We start from the raw sequence: 14,412 nt of genomic DNA on the forward strand, positions 1-14,412 counted from the left end.
CAACGGGGTCAATCGTGCAAAAGCGGCGATGTTAACACGCTCGCCGGGAGGGTTTCAGTGGTAAGGACTCAGCTCTGCTTGTAACCGCGAACCTCATCCACCCCGCGGTTGGCCAACTGGTCGGCACGCTCGTTGCCGTGGTGGCCGATGTGGCCGCGCACCCATTTCCAGGTGACCTTGTGGCGGTTGACCTGCTCGTCGAGCTCTTTCCACAGATCGGCGTTTTTGACTGGCTCCTTGGCAGCGGTTTTCCAGCCGCGCTTCTTCCAGTTGGCCATCCACTCGTTGATGCCTTTCATCACGTATTGCGAGTCGGTTACCAGCAGCACTTCGCATGGACGCTTGAGGGCTTCCAGGCCACGGATCGCGCCGAGCAGTTCCATGCGATTGTTGGTGGTGTTGGCCTCGCCGCCCCACAGTTCCTTTTCGACGCCCTTGCACACCAGCAAGGCTCCCCAGCCGCCCGGGCCGGGATTGCCTTTGCAGGCGCCATCAGTGAACAGTTCTACGCTATCGACGCTTTCGCTCATGCCAATCTATCCAGAAAAATGCGTGGCCTCGCCGATCAAGGATCGACGACGGCCAGGGCCGGGACAAACCCGGCCACAATAAAAGAAGGTTTACGGTTCGATACGGCGACGATTGACCTTGGCCATCGGCAGCGGAATCAGCTTGCCCATCGGCTCGCGGCGCTCCTGGCGCACCGGACGCAGGCCGACCACGATCTTGCGCGCGACCAACAGATAGAAACCGCCGCCCGCCAGTTGCCAGTCGCCGGCCTTGCGTTCCCAGCCGGCCAGACGGGCCTGCCACTTGGGTGACGCGAGCGGCGGACGATAGCACCCGAAGCGGCGTTTCTCCAGCGCGAAGCCCAGCAGGTTGAGCCAGTCGGCGACCCGCGACGGCGAGATGCAGCGGGCCTGGTGCAACGCGTCGTGAGCGAACACATGGCGCAAGCCCCAGGTGCTCCAGGGATTGATCCCGACGATCAGCAGGTGTCCGCCGGGGCGCACGCTGCTGGCCGCCTCACGCAGCAAGCCATGGGGCGACAGGCAGAAATCCAGACCGTGCTGCAACACCACCACGTCGGCGGCGTGCTCGCTCAACGGCCAGGCCTGCTCTTCGCAGACGATCTCGACGCCGGGCAACGGCGCACCGAGGCGTACGTTGCGCTGCACCTGTGGCGCCGACGGCGGCGTTTCGGCGGACGGACCGTAATGCACCAGATAGCCGCCGAAGAACCGGCCGAGCTCGTCTTCGAGCATGCGCCGCTCTTCGTCCAGCAGAAATTGCCCGAGGGGGCCGGACAGCCATTCACGGGCCGCCCCGATCAGGGCCAGCCAGTCAGGATCGGCCTGAGCGAACGCTTTATCGATCATTGCATTCTCCAACACGCCAGGAACCTCTAAGATGCGCCAATGTTACCCGCTTGGCGAATCCGAAGATGATACAGATCAGTGCCCTGCCCGCCTTCACCGACAACTACATCTGGTTGTTACAGGATCATGCCACCCAACGTTGCGCGGTGGTCGATCCGGGAGATGCCGCCCCCGTACAGGCGTGGCTCGACGCGCATCCGGGCTGGGTGCTGAGCGACATTCTGATCACCCACCATCACCACGACCATGTCGGTGGCGTCGAGGCGCTCAAGAAAGCCACTGGAGCCACCGTCTACGGTCCGGCCAGCGAAAGCATCCCGGGGCGGGACATCGCGCTCAAGGACAACGACAAGGTGCGTGTGCTCGGCTGGGACTTCGAGGTCTACGCCGTCCCCGGCCACACCCTGGGGCACATCGCCTATTACCATCACGGCCTGCTGTTCTGCGGCGACACTCTGTTCGCCGCCGGTTGCGGCCGGCTGTTCGAAGGCACACCGGAGCAGATGCATCATTCCCTTGGTCGTCTGGCGGCGCTGCCGGAAGACACTCTGGTCTACTGCACTCACGAATACACCCTGAGCAACCTGAAATTCGCCGCCGCCGTGGAGCCGGGCAACCCGGACATTGTCACCCGTCTGGAAAAAGTCACCCGGCAACGGCAGAACGGGGTCATGACCCTGCCCTCGACCATCGCACTGGAAAAGCTCACAAACCCGTTTCTGCGTACCGGTGAAACATTAGTTACACAAAAAGTGGACGAACGGAACGGCGCTCAAAACCGGGCGCCGAGTGAGGTTTTTGCGGCTCTGCGGGCTTGGAAAGATAAGTTCTAAGCCGCTCACCACTGGGTACAAAAACCGTGAGTGGTTGACCGCAAGGGGTGCGCTTTCTAGAATCGCCCGACATTTTTGCCCGGAACTTACTTCCAGCCAATGTCGTCATCCATACGTAAGTCCGTCAATTCAGACGCATTGACCCGCCTGGCGCAAGCCATCGCGGTGGCTGTGTCCGCCACGCTGGCGGGCTGCTCCAGCCATGCTCCGCAGACTGAAGCGACCCATACGCCGAACATTGCTGCGCGAGCCAAGCAGAAGCCGATCTGGTTGTCCGAAAAGCCCAGCCCTCAGGTGCCCCAGGACATCTGGGAACGCATGCGCAACGGTTTTCAGCTGCAGGAAGGTCTGGGCGTGAACCCGCGCATCGAGCAACAGCGCCTGTGGTTTGCCAGTAATCCTTCCTTCCTCGAAAACGCCGGCGAACGCGGCAGCCTATACATTCACTACATCGTCGAACGCCTCGAAGAACGCAACATGCCGCTGGAACTGGCGCTGCTGCCGGTCATCGAGAGCGCCTACAACCCGATGGCCTACTCCCGCGCCGATGCGGTAGGCCTCTGGCAGTTCATCCCGTCCACCGGGCGCTACTACAACCTGCGCCAGACCCGTTTCTACGACGGCCGTCGCGACATCACCGCCTCGACCACCGCTGCGATGGATTACCTGACCCGCCTGCACGACATGTTCAACGGTGACTGGCTGTTGGCTCTCGCCGCCTACAACGCCGGTGAAGGCACGGTCAGCCGCGCCATCGAACGCAACGAACGCCTGGGTTTGCCAACCGACTACTGGAACCTGCCGCTGCCGGCGGAAACCCAGGCCTACGTGCCGAAACTGCTGGCCCTGTCGCAAGTGGTGCTGGCGCCGGAAGCCTACGGGGTCAACCTCAACCCGATCGCCAACGAGCCTTACTTCCAGGTCGTCGAAATCAACCAGCGCATGGACCTGTCCAAGGTCGCCGCGGTAGCCAACATCGACGAGGACGAGCTGTTCCAGCTCAACCCGGCGTTCAAGCAGCGCACCACCGTCGACGGCCCGCAGCATTTGCTGGTGCCGACGTCCAAGGCGCAATTGCTGACCACCAGCCTGCAGACCATGCGTCCTGAAGAGCTGATCAGCCCGCGTTCGCTGAAACCGGTGTTCGAGGGCGCCGATCCGAGCGAGATCGCACAGGCCAAGCGCGCCTATCGGGTAAAGCGTGGCGACAACCTCGGCTCCATTGCCAAGGCCAACAAGGTCGAGGTCAAGGACCTGCAACGCTGGAACAAGCTGACCGGCAAGAACCTCAAGGTCGGCCAGACCCTGGTGATGCAGGACACCACCAAGCGCACGCCGGCGCGCAACAGTGGCGGGCGCATCAATACGGTCATCGCTGCCAACAGCAAGACCAGCAGCAAGACCAAGGACAGGGACGACGGCAAGCAGCAGACCCAGTACAAGGTCAAACGTGGCGACACGCTGTATGTGGTCGCCAAGCGCTTCAACGTCGAGATGCAACATCTCAAGCGCTGGAATCCGGGCGCCGGCAAAGCGCTCAAGCCTGGGCAGATGCTCACGGTCTACCAGCCGCACTGACAAAGAGCCCCTGAATTTCAGGGGCTTTTTTTCGCCTGTCATTTTTTGTCTTCGGCGCAGTCGACTCCCACAATTAACCGCGCATTAAGTCTCTGTCTTTTTCCTGTCCATACAAGCTGTTACTGTACGGCCCACAAAGCCCAAGCCGCCTGGATCGGATCTGACTTGAAGCGTCCCCTCCTCCTGCTCCTGATCAGCCTGGCCTTGAGCTCCCCCGCTAGCGCGACAATCACCGAAAGCCACGGTTATGCGCAGTTCGGCACGCTCAAGTACCCGGCCAGATTTACCCACTTCGCCTGGGTCAACCCGCAAGCGCCCAAGGGCGGTACTTTGCGGGTGATGGCGTTTGGCACCTTCGATACGCTCAATCCCTACACGTTCAAGGGCACCAGCCCGGTCACCACTCCGAATTTCCTGCAGTACGGCATCAACGAGCTGAACGAGCCGCTGATGGTCGGCACCGGCCAGTACTCGCCGTCCGGTGACGAGCCGGCCTCCAGCTATGGCCTGATCGCCCGGTCGGTGGAGTACAGCGAAGACCGCAGCTGGGTCGTGTTCAACCTGCGCCCGGAAGCACGCTTCCACGATGGCACGCCGATCACCGCCTATGACGTGGCGTTCTCCTATCGAACGCTGCTCAAGGAAGGCCACCCGCTGTACCGCACGGCGCTTCAGGAAGTGTCGCGGGTCGACATTCTCAACCCGCAACGCATTCGCTTCATCATGAAGCGCTCGGGCAATCCGTTGCTGATCCTGCGCCTCGGGGAGTTGCCGGTGCTGCCTCAGCACTACTGGAAAGACCGCGACTTCAAGGCCACCACCTTCGAACCGCCATTGGGCAGCGGGCCGTACCGCATTACCTCGGTGACGCCGGGGCGGCAGCTGATTTTCGAACGGGTCAAGGATTATTGGGGCAAGGACTTGCCGGTCAATCGCGGCAAGTACAATTTCGATCGCATGGAAGTCGAGTTCTATCGCGACAGCGACGTCGCCTTCGAAGCGTTCAAGGCCGGCGAGTTCGACATCTATATCGAGCATCAGGCGAAGAACTGGGCCAACGGCTACAACTTCCCCGCCGTACGCCGTGGCGACGTGATCAAGGCGCAGATCCCGCACCAGATTCCGACCCAGAGCCAGGGCCTGTTCATGAACACCCGACGAGCCACCTTCTCGGACGTCAAGACCCGCGAAGCGCTGGGTCTGATGTTCGACTTCGAGTGGACCAACCGCGCGCTGTTCAGCGATGCTTACCAGCGCACCACCAGCTATTACCCGAACAGCGAATTCAGCGCCAGCGGTCTGCCGGTCGGCCACGAATGGCTGATGCTCAAGCCCTACAAGGAGCAACTGCCGGCCCGGCTGTTCACCGAGCCGTTCACGCTGCCGCAGACCGACGGGCGCGGCATTCCCCGGGAAACCATGCGCAAGGCGCTGGTGCTGCTGGCCGAGGCCGGCTGGAAGCTCAACGGCCAGCGTCTGCAGAACGCCACCGGCCAACCGCTGAGTCTTGAACTGCTGCTGGTCAATCCGAACCTTGAGCGCATCCTCCAGCCGTACATCGAGAACCTCAAGAGCATCGGCATCGACGCGCGCCTGCGCACGGTGGATCGCGCCCAATACAAACAACGTCTGGATCAATTCGATTTCGACATGATCCTGATGACCCTCAACCAGACCCTCAGCCCGGGACTGGAACAGTGGCAGTACTTCCATTCCAGCCAGGTCGGGGTCAAGGGCAGCAAGAATTACGCAGGCATCGCCAACCCGGTGGTCGATCATCTGCTGGAGCAACTGCTCGCCGCCCGCACCCGCGATGAACAGGTCGCCGCCGGCAAGGCCCTGGACCGCGTGCTGCTCTGGCAGCACTACAGCATTCCCAACTGGTACCTCAATTATCACCGTCTGGCGTACCGCAACCGGTTCGCCTTCGTCAGCACGCCGCCCTACACCCTGGGCCTGAGCGCGTGGTGGCTGAAATCTTCGGAGAAAGGTCAATGAACGCCGTTCGCACCCTGCTCGTGCAGGCTTGCAGCCTGTTGTTCGCCGGGCTGGCCTGTGCCGCCCCGCAACACGCCGTGACCCTGTACAACGAGCCACCGAAATACCCTGCCGATTTCAAGCATTTCGATTACGTCGACCCCAATGCTCCCAAGGGCGGGATCTTCCGTCAGGCCGGCTTCGGCGGTTTCGACAGCCTGAACCCGTTCATCAGCAAGGGCGTGCCGGCAGATGACGTCGGGCAGATCTACGACACCCTGACCCGGCACAGCCTCGACGAGCCGTTCACCGAATACGGCCTGATCGCCGGCAAGATCGAAAAGGCCCCGGACAACAGCTGGGTGCGCTTCTACCTGCGTCCCGAAGCGCGCTTCCATGACGGCCACCCGGTGCGCGCCGAAGACGTCGTGTTCAGTTTCGAGACCCTGACGAAAGAGGGCTCGCCGATGTTTCGCGGTTACTACAGCGACGTCGAAGCAGCCGTCGCCGAGGACCCGCTGACGGTGCTGTTCAAGTTCAAGCACAACAACAACCGCGAGCTGCCGCTGATCCTCGGCCAGTTGCCGGTGCTGCCGAAACACTGGTGGGCCAGTCGCGATTTCAACAAGGGCAATCTGGAAATCCCGCTGGGCAGCGGCCCTTACAAGGTCGCCGAAGTGAAGGCCGGACGCTCGGTACGATACGAGCGGGTCAAGGATTACTGGGGCAAGGACCTGCCGGTCAATCGCGGCTTCTACAATTTCGACGTGATGACCACCGACTACTTCCGCGACAACACCGTCGCCCTGGAAGCCCTGAAGGCCGGCCAGTTCGACTACTGGCTGGAAATGACCGCGAAGAACTGGGCCAACGCCTACAACATCCCGGCCGTCACCGAGGGCCGACTGGTCAAGGAGCTGATCCCCAACGGCAACCCGACGGGCATGCAGGGCTTCGTCTTCAACCTGCGCCGGCCGGTGTTCCAGGACGTTCGCGTGCGTCAGGCACTGGGTCTGTTGCTCGACTTCGAATGGACCAACAAGCAATTGTTCAACGGCGCCTATGTGCGCACCCGCAGTTATTTCGAGAACTCGGAAATGGCCGCCACCGGCCTGCCGGACGCCGATCAGCTGGCGATCCTCGACCCGTTCCGCCGCCAGCTCCCGGCGCAGGTGTTCAGCGAAGCCTTCGAAAATCCGAAGACCGACGCCAGCGGCATGATCCGCCTGCAGCAACGCGAAGCCTATCAATTGCTGCAAGAGGCCGGCTGGAAGATCGTCGACGACAAAATGGTCGACACCACCGGCAAACCGGTGGTCATCGAGTTCCTGCTGGCCCAGACCGAATTCGAGCGGGTGCTGCTGCCGTTCAAGCGCAACCTCGCCGACCTGGGCATCGATCTGGTGATCCGCCGCGTCGACGTCTCGCAGTACATCAACCGCGTGCGTTCGCGGGATTTCGACATGATCGTCGGCAGTTTCCCGCAGTCCAACTCACCGGGTAACGAACAACGGGAGTTCTGGATGAGCGCCGCCGCCGACAAGCCCAGCAGCCGCAACTCCATGGGCCTGAAAGACCCGATCGTCGATCACCTGGTCGAAAGCCTGATCAACGCCGACTCGCGCAAAAGCCTGGTGGCCCACGCCCGGGCTCTCGACCGCGTGCTGCAATGGGGTTACTACGTGATCCCCAACTGGCACATCAAGAGCTGGCGCGTGGCGTACTGGAACCACATCGGCCATCCGAAAGTCTCCCCCAAGTACGACATCGGCATTAACACCTGGTGGGTCAAACCCGATACAAAACCTGCGGTAGAAGTGCAAACCCAACTGCAAGCCGACCCTGTGGGCACGGAGTAATCAGATGCTGGCGTACATTTTTCGACGACTGTTGCTGATCATCCCGACCCTGTTCGGCATTCTGCTGATCAACTTCGTGATCATCCAGGCCGCGCCCGGCGGCCCGGTGGAGCAGATGATCGCCAAGCTCGAAGGCTTTGAAGGTGCCACCAGCCGCATCGCCGGTGGCGGCGCCGAAGTGTCGGTGGCCGGCTCCTCCTATCGCGGTGCGCAGGGCCTGGACCCGGCGCTGATCAAGGAAATCGAGAAGATGTACGGGTTCGACAAGTCGGCCCCGGAGCGTCTGTGGATCATGGTCAAGAACTACGCGCGACTGGATTTCGGCGACAGTTTCTTCCGCGACGCCAAGGTCATCGACCTGATCAAGGAAAAGATGCCGGTGTCGATCTCCCTCGGGCTGTGGAGCACGCTGATCATGTACCTGGTGTCCATCCCGCTGGGGATCGCCAAGGCCACGCGGCACGGCAGTCATTTCGACGTATGGACCAGTTCGGCGATCATCGTCGGTTATGCGATTCCGGCGTTCCTGTTTGCGATTCTGCTGATCGTGGTGTTTGCCGGCGGCAGTTATCTGGACTGGTTTCCTTTACGCGGCCTGACCTCGAACAACTTCGATGAGCTGAGCCTGGGCGGGAAGGTCCTCGACTACTTCTGGCACCTGGCGCTGCCGGTGACGGCGCTGGTGATCGGCAACTTCGCGACCATGACCCTGCTGACCAAAAACAGCTTCCTCGACGAAATCAACAAGCAGTACGTGGTCACCGCCAAGGCCAAGGGCCTGACCCGCCACCGCGTGCTCTACGGCCATGTGTTCCGCAACGCGATGCTGCTGGTGATCGCAGGTTTCCCCTCGGCGTTCATCGGCATCTTCTTCACAGGTTCCCTGCTGGTGGAAGTGATCTTCTCCCTCGACGGCCTCGGCCTGATGAGTTTCGAAGCGGCGATCAACCGCGATTACCCGGTGGTGTTCGGCACCCTGTTCATCTTCACCCTGCTGGGGCTGGTGGTGAAACTGATCGGCGACCTCACCTACACCCTGGTCGATCCGCGCATCGACTTCGCCAGCCGGGAGCATTGAGATGAACCTGTCCCCGCTAAACCGTCGACGCTTCGAACTGTTCAAGGCCAACAAGCGTGGCTGGTGGTCACTGTGGCTGTTTCTGATCCTGTTCGGCCTGAGCCTGGGCGCTGAACTGATCGCCAACGACAAGCCGCTGGTGGTGCACTACGACAACAACTGGTACTTCCCGGCGATCAAGCGCTACCCGGAAACCACCTTCGGCGGCGAATTCCCGCTGGAAGCCAACTACAAGAGCCCGTACATCCGCGAACTGCTCAAGGCCAAGGATGCGTGGGTGCTGTGGGCGCCGATCCCGTTCAGCTACCAGAGCATCAACTACGACCTGAAAGTCCCGGCCCCTGCCCCGCCCTCGGCGGACAACCTGCTGGGCACCGACGATCAGGGCCGCGATGTGCTGGCGCGGGTGATCTACGGTTTCCGTATCTCCGTGCTGTTCGCCCTGACCCTGACCGTGCTCAGTTCGATCATCGGCGTGATCGCCGGTGCGCTGCAGGGCTTCTATGGCGGCTGGGTGGATCTGGCCGGCCAGCGCTTCCTGGAGATCTGGTCGGGTTTGCCGGTGCTGTACCTGCTGATCATTCTCGCCAGCTTCGTCCAGCCGAATTTCTGGTGGCTGCTGGGGATCATGCTGCTGTTCTCGTGGATGAGCCTGGTGGACGTGGTGCGCGCCGAGTTCCTGCGCGGGCGCAACCTCGAATACGTGCGCGCAGCCAGAGCACTGGGCATGCAGAACGGTGCGATCATGTTCCGCCACATCCTGCCCAACGCCATGGTTTCGACCATGACCTTCATGCCGTTCATCCTGACCGGCGCCATCGGCACCCTCACCGCCCTGGATTTCCTCGGCTTTGGCTTGCCGGCCGGCAGTCCGTCGCTGGGTGAACTGGTAGCCCAGGGGAAGTCCAACCTGCAGGCGCCGTGGCTGGGCATGAGCGCGTTTGCGGTATTGGCGCTGATGTTGAGCTTGCTGGTGTTTATCGGCGAGTCCGCTCGCGATGCCTTCGACCCGAGGAAGTGAAATGAATCAGGACAATCTGATCGAAGTGCGCGACCTCGCCGTCGAATTCGGAACGGGCGAGCGCTCGCACCGGGTGGTCGAGGGCGTCAGTTTCGACATCAAGCGTGGCGAGACTCTGGCGCTGGTGGGCGAGTCCGGTTCGGGCAAGTCAGTGACGGCGCATTCGATCCTGCGCCTGCTGCCCTACCCGCTGGCTCGCCACCCTGCCGGCAGCATCAGCTATTCCGGGCAGAACTTGCTGGAACTGAGCGAAAAGACCATCCGTCACATCCGCGGCAACCGGATCGCGATGATCTTCCAGGAGCCGATGACCTCGCTCAACCCGCTGCACTCGATCGAAAAACAGATCAACGAAGTGCTCGGCATCCACAAGGGCCTGACTGGCAAGGTCGCGACCAGGCGCACTCTGGAGCTGCTGGAAATGGTCGGCATCCCCGAGCCGCACAAACGGCTCAAGGCCCTGCCCCACGAGTTGTCCGGCGGCCAGCGCCAGCGGGTGATGATCGCCATGGCCCTGGCCAACGAGCCGGAACTGTTGATCGCCGACGAACCGACCACCGCGCTGGACGTGACCGTTCAGCTGAAAATCCTCGACCTGCTCAAGGAATTGCAGGCTCGATTGGGCATGGCGCTGCTACTGATCAGTCACGATTTGAACCTGGTGCGAAGAATTGCGCATCGTGTATGTGTCATGCAGCGCGGTTGCATCGTCGAACAGGCATCGTGCGCAGAGCTGTTCCGTTCTCCGCAGCATCCGTACACTCGGGAGCTGCTGGCGGCGGAGCCCAGCGGAGGCCCGGCGAGCAATAAAATCGGGGCGCCGCTGCTTGAGGTCGAGGACTTGAAAGTCTGGTTCCCGATCAAAAAAGGCTTGCTCAAGCGCACGGTGGATCACGTCAAGGCAGTGGACGGCATCAATTTCAGCCTGCCTCAGGGTCAGACCCTGGGGATCGTGGGGGAAAGCGGTTCCGGCAAATCCACCCTGGGCCTGGCGATTTTGCGGCTCATCGGCAGCAAAGGCGCGATCCGTTTTGAAGGCAAGCAGCTAGACTGCCTGACGCAGAACGAGGTTCGCCCGTTGCGTCGGGAGATGCAGGTGGTGTTCCAGGACCCGTTTGGCAGCCTGAGCCCGCGAATGTGCGTGAGCGACATCGTTGGCGAAGGCCTGCGGATTCACAGGATGGGCACCGCCGCCGAGCAGGAAGCGGCAATTATTGCGGCATTGAAGGAGGTAGGTCTGGATCCGGAAACCCGGCACCGCTACCCCCACGAATTTTCCGGTGGGCAGCGGCAGCGTATCGCCATTGCCCGGGCCTTGGTGCTCAAACCGGCGCTGATCCTGCTGGACGAGCCGACTTCGGCCCTCGACCGGACGGTGCAGCGGCAAGTGGTGGAGCTGTTGCGTTCACTGCAAGCCAAGTACAACCTGACGTATTTGTTCATCAGCCATGATCTGGCTGTTGTGAAAGCGCTGAGCCACCAGTTGATGGTGGTCAAGCATGGCCAAGTGGTCGAACAGGGAGACGCGCAAAGTATCTTTGCCGCCCCCCAACATCCGTATACACAGCAGTTGCTGGAGGCCGCTTTCCTGGCACCAGCCACTGCGCAATAACCTGAAAGAGGAGCAACACATGGGTTTTCTCGCCGGTAAGCGCGTACTGATCGTCGGTGTCGCCAGCAAGCTGTCCATCGCATCCGGCATCGCTGCCGCCATGCATCGCGAGGGCGCTGAGCTTGCCTTCACTTATCAGAACGACAAACTGAAAGGTCGCGTTGAAGAGTTCGCACAGGGCTGGGGTTCGAGCCCTGAGCTGTGCTTCCCGTGCGACGTGGCCAGCGATGAAGAAATCGCCAAGGTCTTCGAAGAACTGAGCAAGAAGTGGGACGGCCTGGACTGCATCGTGCACTCCGTCGGCTTCGCCCCGGGCGACCAACTGGACGGCGACTTCACCGAAGCCACCACCCGTGAAGGCTTCCGCATCGCTCACGACATCAGCGCCTACAGCTTCGTGGCTCTGGCCAAGGCCGGTCGCGAAATGATGAAAGGCCGCAATGGCAGCCTGCTGACCCTGTCCTACCTGGGCGCCGAGCGCACCATGCCGAACTACAACGTGATGGGCATGGCCAAGGCTTCGCTGGAAGCCGGCGTACGTTACCTGGCCGGCTCCCTGGGCCCGGACGGCACCCGCGTCAACTGCGTATCGGCTGGCCCGATCCGCACCCTGGCCGCTTCCGGCATCAAGAACTTCCGCAAGATGCTGGCCGCCAACGAAGCGCAAACTCCGCTGCGTCGCAACGTCACCATCGAAGAAGTCGGCAACGCCGGCGCCTTCCTGTGCTCCGACCTGGCGTCGGGCATCAGCGGTGAAATCATGTACGTGGACGGCGGCTTCAACACCACCGCCATGGGCAACATCGAAGAGTAATCTTCGCGCTGCCGATAAAAAGCCCGCCTAATGGCGGGCTTTTTCATGCCTGCGATTCCAGGCAACGTGCGAACAACCGTTGAATTGGCTGACTGCGCTGGCTGTAGCGCTGCAAAACCACCATCTCCCGATAGAACGTCAGTTCTCCCAGTTCGATCACCCTCACCCTCAGCGGATGCTCCAGCCACAGCCCGGCCCTGGGCAGCAACGAAACCCCGAGCCCGCACTCGACCATCTTCACGATCGCTTCCAGCTCATCCAGCTCAAGCGCTACGTGGGCGTCAATCCGCTGCTCGCGCAGAAACTGCGTCACCAGCCGTCCACCAAACGAGTTGCGGTCATAACGCACGTGAGGATGCTCGGCCAGCAGTGGCAGCGGATCATCGCCTTCGACCGTTGTCGGCACGATCAGCACGAACGGTTCGCGGCGGATCACCTGTGCCGACAGCTCCTTGGGCAATTCGAATGGTGGTTTGATCATGATCGCCAGATCAACTTCCCCGGCATCCACTTGGCTCAGCAGGTTCAGCGACACACCGGGTACCAGTTTCGGCTCCACGCCCGGCGCCAATTGCCGCAAACGCAATAACGCCTGAGGCAACAGCCCGGTTTGCGCGGTCGCCACGGCGCCGATTCTCAGCTCGCCGCGAAACTCTCCGACATCCTCGCTGATCGCCATGCGGTTGAAAATCGCGAGCATTTCCTGCGCCATCGGCACCGCGCGCTGCCCGGCCGGATTGAGAATCGCCTGCCGCCCGGTGCGGTCGAACAGACGCACGCCCAAGGCCTGCTCCAGATTGCGGATCTGCGCGCTGACCGCCGATTGCGTGAGGCCGATATGCAGACCGGCGGCGGCAAACGTGCCATGGCGCGCCACTGCCAGTAAGGTTTTCAGTTCACGCAGCATAGGCGCCTCGATTGATCGAAATAATTTGAGCTCGGCGCAAAAACTATCGTCTTTCAATCGAAAAGCACAGCGCTAGACTCAGTCCACCCCAACCGTTGATAGAGATCGCGCCTATGTCACTCAGCCCTTTCCACCTGGCCATTCCCGTGTACGACCTCGCCGCCGCCCGGCATTTCTACCGTGAAGTGTTCGGACTCGAGGAAGGTCGCTCCAGCGATCACTGGGTCGACTTCAATTTCTTCGGCCACCAACTGGTGATTCACCTTGCGCCGAAGAATGCCTCGCAGGAAGCGGCACACACCAACGCCGTTGACGGGCACGACGTACCGGTGCCGCATTTCGGCGTGGTGCTGGGGATGGCGGAATGGCAGGCCCTGGCCGAGCGTTTGAAGTCACTGGGCACTCGATTCGTGATCGAGCCGGGGATCCGTTTTCAGGGGCTGGTGGGCGAACAGGCGACGATGTTTCTGTTTGACCCGTGCGGCAATGCGCTGGAGTTCAAGGCATTCAAGGATATCGGGCAGTTGTTTGCCAAATAGCAGCGGGGACTTGAACCACTGCCGATCCTTGTCCACCAGCGTGACCAGCGCGATCGGCGCTTGGTCAGTCGCGTCAACCGGTCGAAGCGCTCTTGCGGTGCGGTGTCGAGCAGCTTCAGGTCATGCAGCGCTTGAATGCAAACAGCTTCATTGGCGGGTTTGCCGGGTACCAGCATCACACACGCCTTTGCCGTCGATGCCGTTGAACGTAGCCCGAATCAGCGATGACTCAACCTCATCCGCCGACCACCGGACACGGCCCGCCTGCATCGGCCCAAAGCTTGAACTGGGTTACGAAGATGTCGTGCGGCACCGGCACCGGTTGCCGCCCTGCCCCGGGACTCCAGCCCCAGAGCACCAGCTTGTCCTCGCTGACGTGCTTGATCAGCGCGGCGAAGTCGCGGTCGCCGTTGCTGGCGCGGTCCTTGATCATGGCGCACAAACGATCCGGCGGCAGGCCGATCCAGGCCATTTTGTGGGCGGCTGGCGGCAGGCTCCAGTGCGGCGCGCCGGGTGGCGCGTGGGGGCCGTAACTGGCCGGTGGATTGCTTTCGGCGTGGCAGGTGGCGCAAGGCAAACCGGCGGCGCCCTTGCCGTCCATGCCGCGCACCACGTTCATCGCGTGGGGCGTGCCAGCGTCGAACTGCAACGGCGAATCGCCGGGAATGTGGCAGTTCTGGCAACGCGGGCTCTGGAACACTTTCTGCACCGTGCCGAAGGCCTTCAAGGCTTCCTGATCGTCGGCAAACAGATCCGACGCATAGCCGCCCAGCCCGATCAGCATCACCGTGCCCAACAACAGATGTCGTTTCATC

13 protein-coding genes and 1 pseudogene are annotated in these 14,412 nt (G+C 61.8%); 9 read left to right on the top strand and 5 right to left on the bottom strand.

Annotation, left to right across the window (positions count from 1 at the left end; genetic code table 11):
* Nucleotides 1–68: 68 nt before the first annotated feature.
* Nucleotides 69–530: a ribonuclease HI gene (gene rnhA / locus J5M72_RS14525; RefSeq protein WP_003224162.1), complete on the bottom strand. Its 462-nt coding sequence runs from the start codon at nt 528–530 to the stop codon at nt 69–71.
* A gap of 90 nt (nt 531–620) precedes the next feature.
* Nucleotides 621–1,379, bottom strand: coding sequence for a methyltransferase domain-containing protein (locus J5M72_RS14530; RefSeq protein WP_085708596.1), 759 nt, complete (start codon nt 1,377–1,379; stop codon nt 621–623).
* A 65-nt stretch (nt 1,380–1,444) separates the two neighbouring features.
* On the opposite strand from J5M72_RS14530, the gene gloB reads away from it, so the two are divergent.
* The 8 genes from gloB (at nt 1,445) to fabI (ending at nt 12,151) form a co-directional block, all read left to right on the top strand.
* Nucleotides 1,445–2,212 carry a hydroxyacylglutathione hydrolase gene (gene gloB, locus J5M72_RS14535; protein ID WP_207866022.1) on the top strand — a complete coding sequence of 256 codons (768 nt, stop codon included), beginning with the start codon at nt 1,445–1,447 and terminating at the stop codon, nt 2,210–2,212.
* 99 nt (nt 2,213–2,311) lie between these two features.
* A complete protein-coding gene (locus J5M72_RS14540; protein WP_207866024.1) occupies nt 2,312–3,790 on the top strand; it encodes a transglycosylase SLT domain-containing protein in 1,479 nt (492 codons plus the stop codon).
* A gap of 165 nt (nt 3,791–3,955) precedes the next feature.
* Complete coding sequence (locus J5M72_RS14545) at nt 3,956–5,788, top strand: extracellular solute-binding protein (RefSeq protein WP_207866026.1); 1,833 nt, start codon at nt 3,956–3,958, stop codon at nt 5,786–5,788.
* A complete protein-coding gene (locus tag J5M72_RS14550) occupies nt 5,785–7,626 on the top strand; it encodes an extracellular solute-binding protein (protein ID WP_207866028.1) in 1,842 nt (613 codons plus the stop codon). The genes J5M72_RS14545 and J5M72_RS14550 overlap by 4 nt, the downstream gene beginning before the upstream one ends.
* A gap of 4 nt (nt 7,627–7,630) precedes the next feature.
* Entirely contained in the window at nt 7,631–8,704 is a 1,074-nt protein-coding gene (locus J5M72_RS14555; protein WP_007956943.1) for a microcin C ABC transporter permease YejB, read from the top strand.
* A gap of 1 nt (nt 8,705) precedes the next feature.
* A complete protein-coding gene (locus J5M72_RS14560) occupies nt 8,706–9,725 on the top strand; it encodes an ABC transporter permease (protein ID WP_085698849.1) in 1,020 nt (339 codons plus the stop codon).
* 1 nt (nt 9,726) lies between these two features.
* Nucleotides 9,727–11,337, top strand: coding sequence for an ABC transporter ATP-binding protein (locus J5M72_RS14565; RefSeq protein WP_169429898.1), 1,611 nt, complete (start codon nt 9,727–9,729; stop codon nt 11,335–11,337).
* A gap of 19 nt (nt 11,338–11,356) precedes the next feature.
* Nucleotides 11,357–12,151, top strand: a complete 795-nt coding sequence (fabI, locus tag J5M72_RS14570; RefSeq protein ID WP_003202751.1) for an enoyl-ACP reductase FabI — start codon at nt 11,357–11,359, stop codon at nt 12,149–12,151.
* Between the two features lie 43 nt (nt 12,152–12,194).
* On the opposite strand, the gene J5M72_RS14575 is transcribed toward fabI, so the two are convergent.
* A complete protein-coding gene (locus tag J5M72_RS14575; protein WP_207866030.1) occupies nt 12,195–13,058 on the bottom strand; it encodes a LysR family transcriptional regulator in 864 nt (287 codons plus the stop codon).
* Nucleotides 13,059–13,171: 113 nt separating this feature from the next.
* Between J5M72_RS14575 and J5M72_RS14580 the strand changes: the two genes are divergently transcribed.
* Nucleotides 13,172–13,597, top strand: coding sequence for a VOC family protein (locus J5M72_RS14580; RefSeq protein ID WP_207866032.1), 426 nt, complete (start codon nt 13,172–13,174; stop codon nt 13,595–13,597).
* 6 nt (nt 13,598–13,603) lie between these two features.
* Here J5M72_RS14580 and J5M72_RS28945 read toward each other — a convergent pair.
* Together J5M72_RS28945 and J5M72_RS14585 are read right to left on the bottom strand one after the other, a co-directional pair.
* A pseudogene (locus tag J5M72_RS28945) lies at nt 13,604–13,773 on the bottom strand (GGDEF domain-containing protein); the annotation flags it as partial.
* Between the two features lie 59 nt (nt 13,774–13,832).
* A complete protein-coding gene (locus J5M72_RS14585; RefSeq protein ID WP_207866034.1) occupies nt 13,833–14,411 on the bottom strand; it encodes a hypothetical protein in 579 nt (192 codons plus the stop codon).
* Nucleotide 14,412 lies beyond the last annotated feature (1 nt).

The organism is Pseudomonas sp. 58(2021) (genome assembly GCF_017491585.1).
Classification (GTDB): Bacteria; Pseudomonadota; Gammaproteobacteria; order Pseudomonadales; family Pseudomonadaceae; genus Aquipseudomonas; species Aquipseudomonas fluorescens_BT.

Bases quoted from the DNA above. Each gene is read 5' to 3' on its own strand.
- fabI (WP_003202751.1), top strand. From the start codon at position 11,357: ATGGGTTTTCTCGCCGGTAAGCGCGTACTGATCGTCGGTGTCGCCAGC.
- J5M72_RS14585 (WP_207866034.1), bottom strand. From the start codon at position 14,411: ATGAAACGACATCTGTTGTTGGGCACGGTGATGCTGATCGGGCTGGGC.
- J5M72_RS14565 (WP_169429898.1), top strand. From the start codon at position 9,727: ATGAATCAGGACAATCTGATCGAAGTGCGCGACCTCGCCGTCGAATTC.
- J5M72_RS14555 (WP_007956943.1), top strand. From the start codon at position 7,631: ATGCTGGCGTACATTTTTCGACGACTGTTGCTGATCATCCCGACCCTG.
- J5M72_RS14575 (WP_207866030.1), bottom strand. From the start codon at position 13,058: ATGCTGCGTGAACTGAAAACCTTACTGGCAGTGGCGCGCCATGGCACG.
- J5M72_RS14540 (WP_207866024.1), top strand. From the start codon at position 2,312: ATGTCGTCATCCATACGTAAGTCCGTCAATTCAGACGCATTGACCCGC.
- gloB (WP_207866022.1), top strand. From the start codon at position 1,445: ATGATACAGATCAGTGCCCTGCCCGCCTTCACCGACAACTACATCTGG.
- J5M72_RS14580 (WP_207866032.1), top strand. From the start codon at position 13,172: ATGTCACTCAGCCCTTTCCACCTGGCCATTCCCGTGTACGACCTCGCC.
- rnhA (WP_003224162.1), bottom strand. From the start codon at position 530: ATGAGCGAAAGCGTCGATAGCGTAGAACTGTTCACTGATGGCGCCTGC.
- J5M72_RS14550 (WP_207866028.1), top strand. From the start codon at position 5,785: ATGAACGCCGTTCGCACCCTGCTCGTGCAGGCTTGCAGCCTGTTGTTC.
- J5M72_RS14530 (WP_085708596.1), bottom strand. From the start codon at position 1,379: ATGATCGATAAAGCGTTCGCTCAGGCCGATCCTGACTGGCTGGCCCTG.
- J5M72_RS14560 (WP_085698849.1), top strand. From the start codon at position 8,706: ATGAACCTGTCCCCGCTAAACCGTCGACGCTTCGAACTGTTCAAGGCC.